The 19,356-nt window shown below is 42.2% G+C and carries 15 protein-coding genes; 8 read left to right on the forward strand and 7 right to left on the reverse strand.

Annotation, left to right across the window (positions count from 1 at the left end; genetic code table 11):
• Both NH399_RS10795 and NH399_RS10800 read right to left on the reverse strand, forming a co-directional pair.
• Positions 1 to 276: a hypothetical protein gene (locus tag NH399_RS10795; protein WP_253040239.1), complete on the reverse strand. Its 276-nt coding sequence runs from the start codon at positions 274 to 276 to the stop codon at positions 1 to 3.
• 285 nt (positions 277 to 561) lie between these two features.
• Positions 562 to 954 carry a PilZ domain-containing protein gene (locus NH399_RS10800; protein ID WP_253040240.1) on the reverse strand — a complete coding sequence of 131 codons (393 nt, stop codon included), beginning with the start codon at positions 952 to 954 and terminating at the stop codon, positions 562 to 564.
• A 281-nt stretch (positions 955 to 1,235) separates the two neighbouring features.
• Between NH399_RS10800 and NH399_RS10805 the strand changes: the two genes are divergently transcribed.
• Positions 1,236 to 2,123, forward strand: coding sequence for an RluA family pseudouridine synthase (locus NH399_RS10805; protein WP_253040241.1), 888 nt, complete (start codon positions 1,236 to 1,238; stop codon positions 2,121 to 2,123).
• A 32-nt stretch (positions 2,124 to 2,155) separates the two neighbouring features.
• On the opposite strand, the gene speD is transcribed toward NH399_RS10805, so the two are convergent.
• Together speD and NH399_RS10815 are read right to left on the reverse strand one after the other, a co-directional pair.
• A complete protein-coding gene (gene speD, locus NH399_RS10810; RefSeq protein WP_253040242.1) occupies positions 2,156 to 2,947 on the reverse strand; it encodes an adenosylmethionine decarboxylase in 792 nt (263 codons plus the stop codon).
• A gap of 133 nt (positions 2,948 to 3,080) precedes the next feature.
• On the reverse strand, positions 3,081 to 3,932 hold the full coding sequence (locus tag NH399_RS10815) for a fructosamine kinase family protein (RefSeq protein WP_253040243.1): 852 nt from the start codon (positions 3,930 to 3,932) through the stop codon (positions 3,081 to 3,083).
• 148 nt (positions 3,933 to 4,080) lie between these two features.
• Here NH399_RS10815 and NH399_RS10820 point away from each other — a divergent pair, with 148 nt between their 5' ends.
• Positions 4,081 to 4,875, forward strand: a complete 795-nt coding sequence (locus tag NH399_RS10820; protein WP_253040244.1) for a BPSS1780 family membrane protein — start codon at positions 4,081 to 4,083, stop codon at positions 4,873 to 4,875.
• Positions 4,876 to 4,933: 58 nt separating this feature from the next.
• Here the strand turns inward: NH399_RS10820 and NH399_RS10825 are convergent, their stop codons facing one another.
• Positions 4,934 to 7,702, reverse strand: coding sequence for a TonB-dependent receptor (locus NH399_RS10825; RefSeq protein ID WP_253040245.1), 2,769 nt, complete (start codon positions 7,700 to 7,702; stop codon positions 4,934 to 4,936).
• Positions 7,703 to 8,123: 421 nt separating this feature from the next.
• Here NH399_RS10825 and NH399_RS10830 point away from each other — a divergent pair, with 421 nt between their 5' ends.
• From NH399_RS10830 to NH399_RS10855, 6 genes are all read left to right on the forward strand, one after another.
• Positions 8,124 to 9,788 (forward strand): amidohydrolase, encoded by a 1,665-nt coding sequence (locus tag NH399_RS10830; RefSeq protein WP_253040246.1) that lies wholly within the window; start codon positions 8,124 to 8,126, stop codon positions 9,786 to 9,788.
• 88 nt (positions 9,789 to 9,876) lie between these two features.
• Positions 9,877 to 10,158: a peptidylprolyl isomerase gene (locus NH399_RS10835; protein ID WP_253040247.1), complete on the forward strand. Its 282-nt coding sequence runs from the start codon at positions 9,877 to 9,879 to the stop codon at positions 10,156 to 10,158.
• A gap of 65 nt (positions 10,159 to 10,223) precedes the next feature.
• Positions 10,224 to 10,508, forward strand: a complete 285-nt coding sequence (locus tag NH399_RS10840) for a DUF1244 domain-containing protein (RefSeq protein ID WP_253040248.1) — start codon at positions 10,224 to 10,226, stop codon at positions 10,506 to 10,508.
• 240 nt (positions 10,509 to 10,748) lie between these two features.
• Positions 10,749 to 12,176, forward strand: coding sequence for a hypothetical protein (locus NH399_RS10845; RefSeq protein WP_253040249.1), 1,428 nt, complete (start codon positions 10,749 to 10,751; stop codon positions 12,174 to 12,176).
• A 105-nt stretch (positions 12,177 to 12,281) separates the two neighbouring features.
• Positions 12,282 to 16,448, forward strand: a complete 4,167-nt coding sequence (locus tag NH399_RS10850) for an EAL domain-containing protein (protein WP_253040250.1) — start codon at positions 12,282 to 12,284, stop codon at positions 16,446 to 16,448.
• A gap of 267 nt (positions 16,449 to 16,715) precedes the next feature.
• A complete protein-coding gene (locus tag NH399_RS10855) occupies positions 16,716 to 17,699 on the forward strand; it encodes a sensor domain-containing diguanylate cyclase (RefSeq protein ID WP_253040251.1) in 984 nt (327 codons plus the stop codon).
• Between the two features lie 86 nt (positions 17,700 to 17,785).
• Here NH399_RS10855 and NH399_RS10860 read toward each other — a convergent pair whose 3' ends face one another.
• Both NH399_RS10860 and NH399_RS10865 read right to left on the reverse strand, forming a co-directional pair.
• Positions 17,786 to 18,142 (reverse strand): hypothetical protein, encoded by a 357-nt coding sequence (locus NH399_RS10860; protein ID WP_253040252.1) that lies wholly within the window; start codon positions 18,140 to 18,142, stop codon positions 17,786 to 17,788.
• A gap of 116 nt (positions 18,143 to 18,258) precedes the next feature.
• Positions 18,259 to 18,675, reverse strand: a complete 417-nt coding sequence (locus NH399_RS10865; RefSeq protein WP_253040253.1) for a hypothetical protein — start codon at positions 18,673 to 18,675, stop codon at positions 18,259 to 18,261.
• Between the last annotated feature and the right edge of the window lie 681 nt (positions 18,676 to 19,356).

The following is a 19,356-nucleotide window of genomic DNA, read 5'->3' on the forward strand; positions in this document are numbered from 1 at the left end:
TTAGGCCTCTGGGAAAGGGAATTTATCGGGATCAGGCTTATCATCGCCATCAGGATCATCGCCCTCGCACGCGGTGGGATACATTTGACAAAATGGATCCGATGGCGGCTCTGTTGGTGGTTGCTCATCCCCAGAACCTGTACCAGTTCCGCCTTTTCCTCCGCCCACTCCAATAATTTTTTTGTAGATGATGAGCTGCCAATCAAGAATAGTAGACGCTTGCGCATTTGATAAAAAACCCAGCATCAAGATCATTAATACATGTTTTGCTTTCATTTTTTCATCTCCGATATTGCGACTTTTATTGTTATTCGAATACTTGCTTAATACTCATTAAGTATTCGTTTTGTGTGTAGGTCACCAAGGTAACCAAAGCCGCATAAAATAGAAATAGAATCGGCTTAATTGAAATCTAATGAAAAAGTAATGAAAGATAACTCATTGATTTATAATAACTAAATATTTTGTTTTTCTAGTAAACTTAACACCGGATAAACCCCCTCTCATCATGAGTTCACCTAAACTTCATAAGGAATATGACTAAATTATCAGCAAACCAACTCACGCAGAGGCGATATTTTGAGCTTCCAGAGACATAATAAAATTTCCCAGCTCATTGGCACTCTCGTTCATAAATTCTTCAAATCGACACCCGACCGCAATCTGATTCATCGAGCGTCGATTAACATAAACCACGCCTCCCATAATGATCACAGCCCTAAAAGGCGATGGAAGATCGACCACGATTTCGTAGTGAACTGTGTCCACCACATATTCTCGTCGCACATTAGGCAACAATAGCGGCATGTATTCATGACAAACCACCAGCTGCATTCCCGACAACGAAATATTAGAAACCTCGCCAGTGCATATATCTCCACAGGCGGTCTTCAGTGTTGCAGGTAATCGTACATTGAAACGGGACGCCGAACGTCGCTCAATCAAATCATTCAACGGCTAGATCCTCAGTTTAATCGTCACTTTTCAGTGTATGAAAAAATGCACAATGTTTAAGGATAATTGCAAGGGCACTTTTTTAGTCTGCTCAAACAAAAGTTATTTTTCTTTAAAAAACAGATTGTTATAAAGACTATCTAGAACTCTATGTGCTAGCTAAGATGAAAATGCTATTAATCCTCATTTTCAGTAGTGTTTTTTTAAGCTATCTGCGGCTGTAGGCGCCTGACAATTTCCATTATAATCCCGCTTCCTTACTTAGATTGGCTCAGCCTACCATGACATCGCCAGCCCCTCGTTTCGAGCTCCACCTTCTCGTAGAAGAAAATAATATTAAAGCTATCGAGCTGCTCAAAACGCACACTTCACTGTCAAAACAGAAGCTCAAGCAAGCTATGGCAAAAGGTTGTGTGTGGTTAACCAAGGGCAAAACCACCCAACGCCTACGTCGTGCCACCAAGGAACTTAGAGCAGGACAAACCCTGCACATCTATTACGATGACAGTGTCTTAGAACGGGAGCCACCAGAACCCACATTGATAGCCGATGAACGCGACTACAGTGTGTGGTACAAACCTTCAGGAATGCTGTCACAAGGATCGAAATGGGGTGACCATTGTACGATATCGCGTTGGGCTGAACAGAAGCTACAACCACAACGGGTGTCTTTTGTGGTTCATCGATTGGACCGCGCCGCCAGTGGGCTCATTATGCTAGCACATACAAAAACGGCCGCAGCCAAGTTATCGAACCTGTTCCAGCAACGAAAAATTCGCAAAGTTTATCGCGCGATAGTCGAAGCCGAACTCGATCAGAATACTCCCTCGATGACTCTTGATGAAGCCATTGACGATAAACCCGCCGTCAGCCATGTTGCCCTAAAAGAAAAAAGCGCTACACCGGCCCTGTCTTTGGTGGAGATTGATATAGAAACTGGCCGTAAACATCAGATTCGTCGCCATCTGTCGTCAGCAGGATACCCTATTGCAGGCGATCGTTTGTATGGCCATGAGGCAAGACCTTTCGATCTTCAACTGACGGCATGTCAGCTCGCATTTGAGTGCCCCATCCACAATAAGCAGCGGCATTATCAGCTGGATATAGAGCAGATGCCGTCACTGGATAAAATAATCAATGAAATAACTGAAGCAAAAAAAAGAGGCTAAAACAGCCTCTTTTTTAAATAGGGGCAATCATGCTAGGGCATATTTTTAGAGTAAAAGATCTCTAACATTTCCTTCTGTAAGCGCTTGCCAATGCGCTCTTGTTCAGACTCAGAAAACTCCTCCACACCACTACCAAACAGATAGTTATCCAGCTCAAAATCTTTTAGCAACATTTTGGTATGGAAGGTATTTTCTTGATAGATGTTTACATCAAGCATCTGGTAAGCATCTTGAGAATCTTCCGATAGATAGTTCTGAATCGAATTGATTTCGTGATCGATATAATGCTTATGGCCATCAACATCCCGTGTAAAACCACGCACTCGATAATCAATAGTCACGATATCCGATTCAAAACTATGGATTAGGTAATTCAGAGCTTTCAATGGTGAGATAACGCCGCAGGTTGATACGTCAATATCCGCTCGGAAGGTACTGATCCCACCGTCCGGATGACTTTCTGGGTAGGTATGAACCGTGATGTGACTTTTATCCAGATGAGCGACAATAGCATCAGGCAAAGGCCCAGGTGTTTCATCTATCTGATCTTGTTTAGGCTCTATGGCATGCTCTGCAATCAACATGGTGACAGAAGCGCCATGAGGCTCATAATCTTGACGAGCTATATTAAGCACATGAGCGCCGATAATGTCGGTCACATCAGTGAGTATTTTGGTTAATCTCTCAGCATTATACTGCTCATCAATATAGCTAATGTATTCGTTGCGATGTTCAGGACTTTTAGCGTAATTTACATCGTAAATATTGAAACTTAGGGATTTGGTCAGGTTATTAAAACCGTGAAGTTTTAATTTTTTATCCATTCAGGTAATTCTCAACAGACAATATAACTTTTAAGGTCAGGAGCTAATTTTAATCCAGAATAATCTCGCAGACAAAGTAAAGCGTACATTTTCATGGGTTTTCTATTGCAGGCATAGCGTCAGAGGGCCAAAACTACCCATAACGGCGCAATATAGAAACAACGGACGACAGATAGCTCTCTCCAAACAGGTTCAAATGATTTAACAGATGGTACAAGTTATAAATGGAACACCGACTGCGCCAGTCGGATGCTATTTGGCCATGCTCTTCGTAAGCACGATAAAAAGATTCATCAAAACCGCCAAAGAGTGTAGTCATGGCCATGTCTGCCTCTGCCCATCCGTAATAACAGGCAGGATCAATCAACCAGACCTCATTTTCTGAACATAAGTAATTACCCGACCATAAGTCACCATGAAGCAATACCGGGGGCTGCTCCGGCAACAATGAAGGCAAGCGGTCGGCCAGTTTCTCAAGCCACTTGATGTGCTCACGGGACAAGTACTTCTGGTCATAAGCCAAACGCGCCTGAAACTGCAAACGGTGTTCGGCAAAAAACTCAAAGCCATCTTCACACCAGGTATTCACCTGTCGTGTTGCACCACAATAATTGTCCGCTTCAAAACCAAAGACGCTCGTCGTTTGAGCATGCATTGCCGCCAACTTCACCCCGAGTTTTTGGGCACCGCCCCCATGACTAGAAATAGCAGGCAAGAACGTCAGCGCTAATATTCCATCATCAACTGCAAGTACTTCTGGAGCAAAACCAGGCAACGTCTGGTTGATAGCTTTCAATCCTGCAGCTTCACAATAAAACATGTCAGCAGGCGATTGTTCTGACGTCTTAACAAAAACAGTTTTCCCGCTTTCAAGTTCAACTTTATAGGCCTGGCTAATACACCCTCCTGAAACTCCAGAAAACCCCGTCACGGGCTCAAGCAATTGAGATTCTATCCAGTCTATTTTGCTTTGATTCAAACTCACAAGCCCTCCCATCTCACAAAAATCACCTTACTCAACAAATCATACCACCCATCATCCTGTTGCCACTTATCATGTATGATTCTTGTACCCTCTTGGGTTTGTCGATAGACTGAGCAAGCCCTACACTCCTCGATAATAAGGAACAATAATGACAGAAAGCAATCCTTATCAAGCGCCAGAATCTGAGTTACATGGCGAATCAAAAACGCCTTTTGCCTTAACCACTCCACGAGCTGTCAGCATCGGTCGCTGCGCAGGATGGATTGGCGATAGTTTTGGTTACTTTAAGCAGAGTCCATTGTCCTGGATACTGATTTGCATCATTGGTTTTGTGGTGATGATGGTCGTGAGTTTTATCCCTATCATTGGGCAACTCTTTATGATGGGTACCACCTATGTTTGGATAGGTGGGCTAATGCTTGGGTGCAAAGCCTTGCATGATGGGCAAGAACTCAAGATCGATCATTTATTTGCAGGCTTTAAAAGTAAAGTAGGCCCACTCATTGGTCTGTCTTTATTAGCGACAGGCATCAATATTCTCGTAATGGTTGTAACTGTTGGACCTCTTTTTCTTCAACTTATGATGATGGGTGATCCCACACAGATGGACGCCCAAACCCAAGAAGCCTTCTCAAATCCAATGGCCTTAGCAGGTTCCTTTGTCATTGCTATGTTGATCATGCTGCCAGTGACTATGGCAATCTACTTTGCCCCTGCTCTTATGGTGTTAAATGACGTGTCCTTAATTCAAGCTTTAAAACTAAGTTTTATGGGTTCACTAAAAAACATTGTCACCATTATATTGTGTTTAATTTTGGTGAGTATTCTGTTCACTATTGTCGCGGTCATCACGCTCGGCCTGGGTGCTTTAGTATTAGCACCGATGATGTTCGCTTTAATGTTTGTTGCTTACAAAGACATCTTTATCGAAACGAATGCTTAACGATTATGTGTAAGCAGTCCCCAGGCAATGCCGCGTTGCCTGGGGATACATTATCGTTTTAGAAACGATAATCTGCCGACACATAGAAGGTACGACCAAACACATCTACATAACGAGGGTCATATCCAACCTGATGGCCTGCACCGCCCGAACGTAATGACAGATCGGGTTCTCGATCAAGCAAGTTGTTAATACCAAAGCTGAGTCGTAAATCATCATTGACTTCGTATTGAGTTAAGTAGTCCAGCTTAGTATACGCTGACACTCGTAACTGAACTTCAACACAATCGCCTGTTGCATCTACCAAGGTGACAGAACACGCCTCTTTACTCTGGAACTGATCCGCATAACCAGAACGATAATGCAAACTCAAGGTATGGTTAAAACGATCATGACTCAGCGTAGATGAAAGCTTGGCAATGTTGCGGAAGGTCACCTGATTGTTAGAACCAAAACGTCCTAAACTGGTCACCCACACATCATCGGTCCCAGGCAAGGTATATTGGCTATCGATAATATAGGTTCCTGCTAACTGAGTGCTTAAACGTCCAAAAGAAAAGTCATGAGCAAATGCGAACTCCCAATCAAGCCCCGTGTTTTTAACCTGACCAATATTCACATTCGCCTGTACGATAGCCAGCTCTTGTTCACCTGTGGCATTGTTCAATCGCGTAGTAAACAGATCGCGATAGGTCACAGGATCATTAAAGATCTGGGCTTCGGTTAAAGTATTGACCTGATCTTCCATTTCAACTGACCAGTAGTCTAAACGAATGGTTGTATCCTTTGATGGTGCATACACCATACCCACGGTTTTTTGTTCTGAACGCTCAGGTTTTAGATCCGGATTACCCTCAAGAAAAACGGCATACTGAGAGTTCCCTGTTAAACAAAACTGCTCTAAGGGATCACCTTGTGGGAACGGACAAGCAAAGTTTCCACTGGTCACGCCATCATCACTTCTAGGACGCGCAATTTGTTGTAAATCAGGCGCTTTGAAACCAGTTCCGATAGATGCACGGAATAATAACTCATCGGTTGCATCCCAAGAGGCACTGATTTTATAAGTCGTGTCGCCTTCTGCTTCATTAACAGACCCATTATTACCTTTAACTGCTCCTATGCGGTCATAACGCAAAGCGGCTGTCATTTCGAAGTCGGATGAAAAAGGCAGGATGATTTCACCAAACACCCCATAAGCATCCCGGTCCAAATCAAACTCAGGATCTGCCGAAGTAAATAAAACAGCTTCAGTGCGATTGGCTGTCGACACAGTGCGATCATACTGAGTCGCGCGATAGTCAAAACCACCACCAAAATAAGCCGCGCCGCCATCCATTTCAAAAATAGGTTTCGATGCGTTGAACTTAATCATATCCAATGTGGTTTTTTCGACATCCCAGTTCCCCACATACATCAAACCATCAAACTCAGCACCAGTCACAGTCCCTTGAGGTGCAAAAATATTAATACTGCCGGCTCCTAACGCATTAATAAACGGTGTTGCTAATAACCAACCATCGGTATAGTTTTGTTCGGTATCATTAACAGAGTGAATCAAACTGGCTTCAAAATCCACTTCGTCACCAACAACACCTTTAACACCTGCAACAAGATGGGTTGATTTGGTATTCCATTCTGTTGTTCGGTTACCAGCGGGTAATGCTCGCCATCGTCCATCCACAGAGACTAAGTTGTCTCTTTGTTCCTGAGTCAATTGCGGTAATACTTCGTCAGTCACAATACCAGCGCTATTTGGCAATCGAACCCATCCTGTAGGAAAGGGTGCAATACGTGCAGTCAAAGTAAAATCAGAATACATAGCTTCGGCAAAAGCAGTTATATCGTCATTAATTTTAAACTGCCCTTGAGCCAGAAAATTGTTGCGTTCGTTTTCTGGAAAAATTTCTATCGTACTGGTGTAATCGAACCAACACTCCTGTCCAATTTGTGACGTTTGTTGCGGGCATGAACCGCTTTGTGACAAATAAGGATTAAATATCTGCTCTTCGACTTCACCAGTATTTGGATTAGTCCAACGTACACGCGCGTTACCTGGAATCGAATTACCGGAGCCATTAAAGAAATACAGATCACGTCCTTGATGTTCAAACGAAATAATCCCGGTTTTTGCCCATTCTCGATCAACGCCTTTCAACTGTTCTTGACTGTCATGAGAGAATGACAAAATAACATTGTAGCCATCACCATCGATGTCACCAAAGCCCGTCGTAAAATTAGCACTCCAACTGCCACCACCTTCTTGTTGTGGCGATGAATAGCGCACGCTGGCCATAGATTCTTGGTAATCATCTTTCAGAATAAAATTCACAACACCCGCAATAGCATCAGAACCATAGATAGCAGACGAACCATCAGTCAAAATTTCTATGCGCTCGATAGCGGCCAAAGGCAATGAATTTAGATCGATACGATTACCATCACCACTGGGTGCCAGACGTCGGCCATTCAATAAAACCAGTGTATAAGTATCGCCCAAATCGTGAATAGAAGCAGCCGACACTCCCTTACCATCACCACCTACGCTGTCTGCAGCATGGGCAAAACCTTGCATCACTGGCAACAATTGTACTAACTCAGCCACACTGCTGACACCAGAACGATCAATCGCCTCGCGATCAATGGTCTGTACAGGTAAAGCGCCTTCGAAGTCTGTACGCTTAATACTTGAACCGGTAATAACGAGTTTTTCACCTTCTTCGCTGTCATCTTCAGCGTAAGCCATCGGTGTAACTAACCCAGATCCCATGCCACAAATAATAGCCAGCTTGACCGCATTCCTTATCCGGTTGGGTGTTGATCTCATACTTTGCCCTCTTGTCTTGATCTTTATTTTTTAAGTATTGATAGGTCCGTTTATGAACGCGATTTATACAACCGTATCCCCTAGTCAAATACAATCCGGGCGTCAGTTAATTAATGTTTAATTGTGATTAAAAAGATTTGATTATCGCTTAATCGATAAGTTGATAAATATTTATTCAAGAATCTCCCTTCTCTTGTTAACACTTAAAAGACTCCGTTCAACTTCAATTCTTCACAACCAATCACCTCCAAAATTCAAACGTTGATTGCTCACCATTTTGACAATAGAAATTTCAAAATGAGAAGCTGGTAATAGTCAAATCATCGTATCTAAGAGATATACACTGGCAAAAATCTCCTGTCAGGATGACACACATAATTGAACCCGTTACACTGCACAAAAAAACAAATGGAACAAACAAATGAAATACTGGCTGGCTTTCATCACACTGATACTAACCCAGTTAACAGCGGCCCAACCCACTCTTATCCACAATGTCCAAGGCTACACGATGACTGGTTCTGCTGGTTCATCAGCCAAATTAAAACGTTTTGATGCTTTGGTGTTCGAAAACGGCAAAGTACTTTACATTGGAGAGCATAAAGAGGCGCTTAAAAAATACCCGAAGGCCGAGAAACTGAATGGAAAAGGCAAAACTCTGCTGCCAGGATTAATTGATGCTCACGGACACATTCTAGGTCTTGGAACCAGCTTACAACGAGTCGATTTGCGCGGCACAAAATCTGAACAAGAAGCGGCACAGCGTGTCGCAGATTATGCTCAACAGAATAAACATTTGCGCTGGATTGTTGGCCGGGGCTGGAATCAGGTTCTGTGGCTTAACAAGCGTTTTCCTTCCCGTGCTTCTCTGGACGCTCTGCAAATTAATAAACCAATACTCTTACGTCGCATTGATGGCCATGCCTCCTGGGCCAATTCAAAAGCGTTAGAGATCGCAGGCATTACCGCCGACACTCAAGATCCCGACGGTGGCCAAATAGTAAAGGATGCCAAAGGAAATCCTACTGGGTTATTGATAGACAACGCCGAATATCTGGTCAGTCAGCATATTCCCAAAACCTCGACGTTAGAGTTGAACTACGCATTAGACAAAGCCTTTGCACATTTGTTGAGTCTGGGTATCACTAGCGTTCATGATGCGGGTATCAATCAGAACCTATACGAAGTCTATCAAAGCCGATTGGCTCGTAAGCAGCTGCCTCTGCGAGTGTATGCCATGTTGAGTGGCAGCGCTCCACAGTTAGAAAACTGGCTGAAAAAAGGCCATGTTAAAGATGATAAAGACCGCCTCTCCATCCGTAGTGTTAAGCTTTACTCTGACGGTGCTTTGGGCAGCCGTGGAGCCGCCTTACTGGCTCCCTACTCCGATGCGGGCGATACCAAAGGTTTGTTAGTGACTGAACCCAGTGCTCTTTACCAAACCATAGCCCAAGTTCTTAAATATGGTTTTCAGGCTAACATTCACGCCATTGGCGACCACGGTAATCGACTGGTACTCGACTCGCTCGAAAAAGCCTACAAAAACGTGGGCGGCGAAAACCTGCGACATCGTATAGAACATGCGCAAGTGGTTCATCTTGATGATATCCCACGTTTTAAAAGCCTTAACATCATTGCCTCCATGCAGCCCACCCACGCTACCAGTGATATGAATATGGCCGAAGATCGTGTGGGTGCTCACCGTATTAAAGGTGCCTACGCGTGGCAACGCTTCTTACAACAGGGCACTATTATTGCCTCCGGTTCGGATTTTCCTGTTGAGCTGGCCAACCCCTTCCATGGCCTTCATGCCGCCGTCACACGACAAGACCATCAGCAACTACCCGCTGGCGGCTGGAAACCTGATCAAAAAATGACGCTGACTCAAGCCTTGCGCAGCTTTACTCTGGACGCAGCTTATGCTGCCCACCAAGAAAAAACTCTGGGTAGTCTGGAATCAGGAAAGTGGGCCGACTTCATATTGATTGAACCCGATATCTTTGCCATCGCGCCAGACAAGCTTTGGCAAATTAAGGTCGATGAAACCTGGATCGCAGGTAAAAAAGTTTACCAAAGAGGGTTATAATGCCCGTTTAAAATCAATGGTAGCCCGTGTGCAGACATGGGTTGCCCAAACGCCTCAGGCGTCCACTTAATCTTATTTGGAGAATACCATGGTACAAGCCACCGCACGTCACATTCTGGTCAGCAGCGAAGAACAATGCAACGAACTTAAGCAACAAATTATTGACGGTGCTGACTTTGCCGCTTTGGCTCAACAACACTCATCTTGCCCATCAGGACAAAATGGCGGTGATCTGGGTCAGTTTGGCCGTGGCATGATGGTAAAAGAGTTCGACGAAGTTGTTTTTAGTGCGCCGGTTAATGAAGTTCAAGGTCCGGTAAAAACTCAGTTCGGTTTCCACCTTTTGGAAGTCACTGACCGCACAGAATAATCCCTATCGCAAGAGAGCATCATCAAGCTCTCTTGCTCTTCAATCTAACCACGAGAAGCACGCTTATGAAGTCTCAAACAGAGATAGAGGCAGCCGTCTTCAGACGCTTATTGGAGCATCTTGATAGCCGCAAAGATGTTCAAAATATCGACCTGATGAACCTCGCAGGCTTTTGCCGTAATTGTCTGTCTAAATGGATGGTCGCAGCCGCATCGGAGCAACAGGTTGAACTAGACTACGATCAAGCTCGCGAAAAGGTATATGGCATGCCTTATAACGAATGGAAAGAGCAGTATCAAAAACCCGCCTCCCCGGAACAACTTGAGCAGTTCAACAAACAGCAGTCATAGCCTTTCCTTTATGTAAGGTGCAAACCAGGCACCTTATTGCTCCCCAGATCCACAGCAACCCGCCAAATTATAATCTATACTAGTCTCACAGAAGAAATTTTATAGCATTTGGTTATTACTCATCATCGTTTAGCTGGTTGAGCGTTTATCTGACCATCATAGAGCTTTGTCGATTCAGCATTTACCCTCCGCCCAAACATGACTTGAGAAACCCCAAAGGTAACCACTGGCGCACTTTACATGGGTCAAGATCAACTCGAATTAACATTGGTATTAGAGCTGCTCTTTATTGCGCTGATGGCTCTAGGATTACTTGGTTATGGAATAAAAACTCACTTCAAAGAGCTCAAAGATGAAAATGAGCAACAAAGCCGAACCATTGCTCGACTAAAAAAGAATATCTCTCAGCTAACCCATCAACTGGGCGAGACCACCGCAAAGCTTCGGTCGTTGGAATCCAATGATATCCATGGTTATTTAAAACAGTGCATGGAAACCACCCGCAAACGGTTTGCAGAGAAATTTGGTTCCCAGCCTGTGAATCAACTCGAATACGCCCAAGCGCTTGAAAGGCTATCTCTGTTAATGCGCTTTAAATATCTTCAAGCTGAATACAAAGCTCTAGAACTCAATAACGAACAATCTTCTGTCTGTGATCATGCAACCGAAGCGCTTCATCCCATTCTAGAACGTTTTTTTGCCACTCCCATTTCGGGTAACTCCAACAGCAAAAATGCTGACCAAAAGTATCAGTCCATTCTTGCCCAAAATGAAAAGTTGGTTAAAGAAATAGAAGCCTTGTCTGAATTTAAACAGTCCTTTCAGCGTATTCTTTCATCGGCAAGTGAGCACTACCAATCAGGCACAGAGTTACTATCTCAAATGTCGAGCTCAGACTCCCCATTGTCGGAGGAGCACCAAGCTCTTATGGAAGAACTAGGACAGAAATTTGCTTTACTAGGAAATACCATTGGCGAAGATGAATTAGAAGAAGGCTCTTCATCATCCAAAGCTCAGCCCGATATAGATTTATCCTCAACTGAGTCAGCTGAGCAAGAAATTCAAAAGCTCAAGCAGATGATCACCAGTCAAAGAGAAGCTTTAGAGCGTCAACTAGAAGAGCAGCAAGCACTCAGCGAAGACGAGTATCGCAAAAAAATGCAGGAGATGAACTATATCCTTAAAGAATCAGAAATCTGCATGGACACCCTGCAAAGTGAACTGGAAGAAACGAAAAAACAACTGAACAACCTTGTCGACTCAGCCCAAGATAACGATGCACAAGTCGATAAAGCGACCATACTGAAATCTAAAAATAATGAGCTTTATGCCAAAAATATGGCAATAGAAGATGACAACCGACACCTCAAAAAAATGTTAGCAAAAGAAAAACACACTTCCGCCATTTTAAGAAGAGATCTAGAATCCGGCGGAGGATCGTCTGACTCTATTGTTGAGCTGCAAAAGAAATATGAAGAACAAAAACTACTGGTGGGCCGACTGGAACTAGAAAAAGCCATGCTCGAGCAACAATATCTGGAAGTCAGCGAACTGAACGATGAAGTAAAAGAAAAAGAAGAGGCTTATCGAAGACTGCTTCTAGAACATCAAATGCTAGAAGAAAACTATCTTGAAGTTGTAAGTAAAAAAGAAGGCAATAGAGCTTAACTTAAACGACAGCTAGAATTAAAATAATGAGAGAAAACAATGTTCCAGTTACTCAAAATACATTTATTAAAGCTTAGTTTTAGTTGAGCAAAAGAAGCATCAACAATGACTTTGCCAAGACTATTACTTATTATTTTCCTACTGCCTATTCAGTTAATCTTGGCTAATGACCTTCTATTAAAGCAGCTCCCCAAAAACAGCAACATACCTTCAGAGTTTGTCAGCCATATTGAGCCACTCAGCAATGGGTATATTTTATTTAGTACCAATGCCGGAGCTAGATTATTTGATGGTTACCGCTTTATTCCCGTTTTATCGACAGAAGATGACATATTCAACCCATTAAACTCTTATGTCTACTTCACCTATGAAGATTCAAGAGGCACTTTATGGTTTGCAACGGCATTAGGATTGTACAAAATTGTCAAAGGTGACTTTCAACTGATCAAAGTTTCCCACGATCCCAAAAATAACAATAGCTTATTAAATGACAATGTACGCTTTATTACTGAAGACTCTCAGGGAAGCATTTGGTTTGCGACCTTAAGTGGTGTCAGCCGATATACCCCGGATACAAACAGCTTCAAACACTTCACACAACCAGTAAATATCGAAGAAGAAATCAATATTAATAAGATTAATGTCATCCTTGAAGACAATCACCAGCGCATTTGGGTTGGCACCATTGCAGGCCTGTACTACATTGACCTCAACAATCTGGAGTTGAATTTAGTAAAAGGAATTACCGAAGAAAAATACTTCACCTCTGGCTTTGTATCTAAGTCAGGAGAAGTATGGCTGGGCGCAGACAGTGGCGGCATCTATAGAGTTGACGCTCAAACCCGAAAAATCGTTTTCGAAAATAAAGAAACGAGTAAGATCGCCCTTAAAAGTAATAATATCTGGGCACTTTTTCAAGACGACTCAGAGCTTATCTGGATTGGCTATTGGAGCCAAGGCGTGTCGGTTTTTGATCCGAAGACAAAGATGACGCGACAACTAAGCAGTCAACCAGATGACCCCAATAGTTTACCGGGCAATTCGATAGAAGAAATTGCCGCCGATCACTCAGGGCTTATTTGGATAGCAACCACAGGAGGGGCAGCATGGTTTAACCCAGAAACCCTGTTGATAACTACTCTGACTCACTCCAAGACGAATGAGAAGAGTATTAACGACTCCAATATCTGGTCTATTCATCAAAGCCCTGATGGCACAGTGTGGTTAGGAACAGAAGATGGCCTTGAGCAATGGAAGCCTGATACCAATACAATCACCCATTACTACCATCAACCTGGCGACGATACGAGCGTAACAGCAGGAACTATCTGGAATATAAAGCAGATAGATGAAAAACACTTACTCCTGGCGACTGACAAGGGCGTTGATATTCTTGATATAGAGTCTAAAGCGGTAAGACATATCCGCAACTTAAAATCCAGTGAAGGAAAATCACTAAGTGTTGCTTTTTACTCGATGGCTCAAGCATCAAGCAATAAAATATATGTCGCTAGTAATGCTTCGACTATCCATCTTCTTGAACCTCATACCGAAGAAGCCGAGCTAATCTTTGATGCCAGAGCTCATGCTGAAACCCGAGAGTCTGAGTACTTTAATTCCATATTACCCAGTCAGGATGGCGCTTTGTGGCTAGGAAGTACAACGGGGCTCTACCGTTACGATCTAACGAAGAAAACAATTATTACCTACTCTACCAATAACCTTGATAATCGATTAAGTGGTAATGTTATCTATTCTCTACTCGAAGATAAAAGCGGTGATATCTGGGTAGCGACGGCGGCCGGAGGTATCAATAAAATCAGAGTAGATAAAAACCACCGCTCACAAATCACTTTTTACGACCGTTCAAAGGGCTTACCATCCAATACAGTCACCAACTTATTGATGGGACCAGAGCCCTACCTCTACTTTACAACAAATAGCCACTTCGGCCGTCTGGACAAACACACGGGCGAGATAAAAGTTTACAACAACTTAAACTCTCAAGCAGAAGCCTACTCGCCCGGTGCAGCTTTATACGGAAACAATGACTACGTCTATCTAGGCGGTAGTCAAATGCGAACCTTTAAGCCCGAAGCGCTTAAAGAAAGCGACTATATTCCTCCCATTAAAATCACTGGAATACAGAGTGTTTTTAAAGCCGTAAAAGATTTTAAAGCGCTTGCTTCTACACATCGGCTAGAGCTTTATCCGGAAGATACCCTTGTCACAATATCATTTGCCAGTTTGGATTATGCCTTTCCAGAAAAAAATAGATTCCGCTATCAACTACGTGGTGTCGATAAAGAGTGGCTGACACCGGGTACAGAAAATCATGCCACTTACACCCACCTGCCAAGTGGTCGCTTTAGTTTCGTTGTTCAAGGAACAAATCGAGACGGAAAGTGGAGCGAAAACAAAGCGACTATTGATGTTAGAGTCTACCCTCCAATATGGCGAAGTGGTTATGCATATACGCTGTATATCGCTCTCATACTTACCGCTCTATGGATGTATCTAAGAGCAGTGAAAGAGAAAAAGGAAAACGAAAGAAAATCCGTTGAAGCTATCAAACTCAGCGAATCCCGTCTTAGAGATGTACTCTGGGGAAGTGGTGACGAACTATGGCGTTGGGATCTTAAGTCCAATAAGGTTTGGAGAACCAACAACGTAAATCATGGTGATACTGCCAATGAAAGTGTTATAAGCTATAAGCAACTTTTTTCTCGAATTCACCCAGAAGATCAGGATCTGGTCAAAGCAACAGTAGAAGCTTACTTGAAAGGAAAAGAACAATACTGTGAAGCGCAATATCGAATACTTAGCAAAGAATACAATGCTTGGCGATGGGTGTTGTCCAAAGGAAGAATCGTAGAAAGAGACGCCAACAACGCGCCCCAAATAATAGCAGGGACGACCAAAGACATCAGCGAACTGAAACAAACTGAAGATCAACTACGCTGTATGGCAAACTATGATCAGTTGACTCGCCTACCTAATAGAACCATGTTTCTGGAGCATCTGAAACATGCTATCAACCTCGCTAACCGTTATGATGAAAAAGTTGCTCTATTGTTTCTGGATCTTGATGGCTTTAAATTAATCAATGACTCTATGGGACACGGTGTGGGTGACCAGTTATTGCAGGCTGTTGCATTAAGACTTAAAAAGTGCCTGAGAGGAACAGACAATGTTGCACGACTGGGTGGTGATGAGTTCACAGTTATTATCGAAAGGGTAAGTAAAAAAGACAATGTTGTCCCACAAGTAGAAAGAGTAATAGAGGATCTATCTCGCCCATTTCACTTGATCAACCAGACAGCGATTACTTCAACCAGCATCGGTGTTGCTTTCTACCCGGACGATGGAGATACGCCAGCCAATCTCTTAAAGCATGCGGACATTGCGATGTATGAAGCAAAGCGACTGGGTAAAAAGAACTACCGGTTCTTCCAACCAGAAATGAACGCACTGCTAGTCAAACGTCTTGATATGGAAAAAGCGCTTGAGAAAGCGTTAAAAAATAGTGAGTTTAAAACTTACTATCAACCCAGAGTCTGTGTAAACAGCAACAAAATACTAGGTTTTGAAGCACTCATACGCTGGTTCTCCCCGGAAAAAGGCATGGTCTCCCCTGCTGATTTTATTCCTGTTGCTGAAGAAACAGGGCAAATATTAGAGATTGGTAATTGGGTATTAAATGACGTATGCCAACAAGCATCGATATGGCATCAACAAGGCTGGTCTGGAACTATCTCCGTTAATATAGCCGCACTTCAATTTAAACAAAGTGACCTGACATCCGATGTTAAAGCCGTTTTAAAAAAATATCAGCTGCCCGGAGATCAGCTTGAGCTCGAAATTACTGAAGGCACTCTTATAGAAAACCTTGAGCTAACTCGAAGCCTGCTCATTCGGTTAAAAAACTTAGGAGTTCGCATTGCACTCGATGACTTTGGGACTGGGTATTCTTCATTAGCTTACTTACAACAGTTTCCTATTGATCTACTTAAAATCGATCGTTCCTTCATCACCCAACTTGAGCACTCTTCAAAAGCGGCAAAGTTATCACAAGCGATTATTAATATGGCTCACAGCTTAGACTTGAGAGTTGTAGCAGAAGGCATTGAAGACAACTATCAATTAGACTTCTTACGGAGCTCTCTTTGCGAAGAGTATCAAGGCTATCTTTTTGGTAAACCTCTACCAGCAGAAGAAGTAGAAGAGCTTTACCTAGGGAATAAGAATAAAATAAGTAACGGCTCACATTAATTCAAAAGTTACTTTGTCAGAGAAAAAGAACAAATAGGCATTAAACTCACCTACTATTATTCGAAATAAGTCTTATAAAAGTAGGGTTATATTGACCTTAAGCTTAACCAAAGCCTAAGCATTACGGTTGATTTTTTCCTCATCTCGGCTAATCTTGTCTAATACTTGTCTAATAGTGTAAGTACTGATTTTGGAGCTAAACCTCCATACATAATATTGAGCCCTCATTTTAGTTCACAGAGTGATAACTCTAAAATGGAAGGTAGAATGAAGCACACCTATACAACAGCCGACGCCTTTGAACTCGCAAGTACCATACTCGACATTTCTCCTGATTATTTTGGCATAGAATACTTAAAACGAATTGCCACCAATATATACACTGCATTTGAATTCAAGTACGTACTTATTGGCTATGCCATTAAACCAGAGCAAACGAAAATTCAAACCGTGGTTGTGCTTATCGATGGCGAGCTGTCCGATAATTTTATATATGATCTCAAAGGCACTCCCTGCCACAATGTTTTTACCGGAAAGCGAGTATGTATCCATGCCGATGGTGTAGCACAACAGTTTCCTGAAGATAAAATGTTAGTGGACATGGGTGTAGAAAGTTATATAGGCGCTCCTACGATTATTGGAAAGAACTTGCAAGGTCTGGTAGCCATGCTCGATCCTGAAAAAGTCGAAGATGAAGTTTTCTATTCTTCACTATTAGAATTTGTCTCGGCAAGAGCGGCTGTTGAGCTAGAACGCTATACCCATCAGCATCATGTAGAATCACTCAAAAAGCAGACCCAACTGGATCCTTTAACAGGCTGCTTAAACAAAAAGGCTTTTGGTGAAGCACTAACAGATTCTTTTTTTGAATACGATAGCTCAACAGTCATGTTTATCGATGCCGATCACTTCAAACAGGTTAATGATACAAAAGGCCATCAATATGGCGATAAAGTATTGATAGCACTAGCCTCGACAATTCAGGAGAGCATTAGAGCCGGTGATATGGTTTGTCGCTACGGCGGAGAAGAGTTTGTTGTTTATCTACCCAACTCTACCATTGACTCAGCAGTAGAAATAGCTAATAGAATACACGACTCCCTCAGAAACAACTCTGACTTAAATATCACAGTCAGTATAGGCCTCACGGCATGTAATAAGGAACAAGAGATTAGTGATGCAATCAATATCGCTGACAAAGCCGTCTATAAAGCCAAACACTGCGGTAGAAATAGAACGGAAGTTTTGTAGTGAAGCCTACCGACAGCACTGCTCTAGTATCGATGTTGTAAGTATGCCTTCATCTCTTATTCAATAAATAATGCTTTAAAACCAAATCAAAAGTAGAGATAAGTCACAATCATAAATAAAATGCAACTCATGACTAAGAAAGCTAAGGTAGCTCTGTTCCACCAGATTTCATTAACCCCGCTACTTTCAACTTGCGAACATAACGCTTCCAACCTCCCATTCAGGCAGTAGGAAAACAGAATTTTTAGTCCAACAAACAAGTTTCCAACAATAACAATTAACTTTCCACCGTCATCAAAAAAGAAATCATTAAACTCCCCCATAAAACTTACACCAAGATGCTCTAATGCCATTATGATTGAGAAGAAATATAAATCTATAGATAGTGCAATGAGGATTGCTGCCCAAACAGCTCCGGACACATGGTCATCTGTATTCCTCATTTGATACTTATAGATGCAATAAAATATTATTTTCAATATGCTAATTTGTTTCATTGTCGCTAGAACATTCTTGTCCGCCTAGTATTTGTTGAAGTATGCAAGCTATTAAGTTAAGCCTATAGGTAGAAAGAACCTGATATTAATAGACATAAAGGAGATAGAATTAAAAAGGTGAGTGACACCCTTTTTATTTTTTTCATACCAACAGACTCACTTTCGGCTGTTTTGCATAACTCCTCAAGTTTTCCATTTGCACTATAAGAAAAATAGAAGTAGAGAAAAAGAATAAAATTTCCAACTAAAAGAAAAAGCTTCCCGCTTTCGCCATCAAAGAAAACATCATTTATATACACTATTCCAGGAAAGTTGAAGTGCTCTAACATGCTCAGTGTAGAAAATAAATACAAATCAAGTGCCAGTACAATTACACCTATTGCCCATCCAGATGCGGAAACAGCATCTTCTGACTTCCGAATCTGATGTTTATAAATAAGATAAAATGTCATTTTAAAAACATTAAGCTTATTTTCCATTCTGTTCTCTTCTCCAGAACCTCTCAGACAAAACTACTTATCCTACATCTAACACACCATTTTGATGTAATAAAGGAACTAATTTTATATACACCAATAACTTAAACTTCGATTTCCTACGTATCGGTGTAGCTTGAGCAGCGAAACCAGATCTCACGATTCAAGCTTCTAGATAAGCTACTTTTTATTTTCACTTAACTCACTTTTTAAGGTTGTTACACAATAGGTAAAGAGAAGAGCATAGACAAATCCATAGCTGTATTATGGGAATAAGCACTTCGCTTTCGAGTTTAAACTCAAATATTATGACTGATATAGATAAACACACAATCGCAGCTAGCTAATGCAACCGTTAAATAGTGCTACCCTTGACTCTACTTTCATTGCCTAAACAAGGGTGTTTTTTGGGAAGATACATTCGAACAGTACAAGCCCAGCTCAAAGTTACCAGCTTCATTCTTTGTCACTTTTGCCAAATGCCTCCAACAATTTCCTCTATTGAACGACAATTCACATGCTCTGACTGGTGAAAGTGCTCTACATTTGCTCTAAGTCGAGACCTAAACAGAAACTTATCTTCAATTATATCAATAGCATGAAGGAGTGCTTTTCCTAAATCACGAGCTTTCTTAGGATACACTTCACCATCAACTAACTTCTCTTTTTTGGTGGCCCTCATTC

The sequence above is a fragment of the Pleionea sp. CnH1-48 genome, from assembly GCF_024124665.1.
GTDB lineage: Bacteria > Pseudomonadota > Gammaproteobacteria > Enterobacterales > Kangiellaceae > JAMXSB01.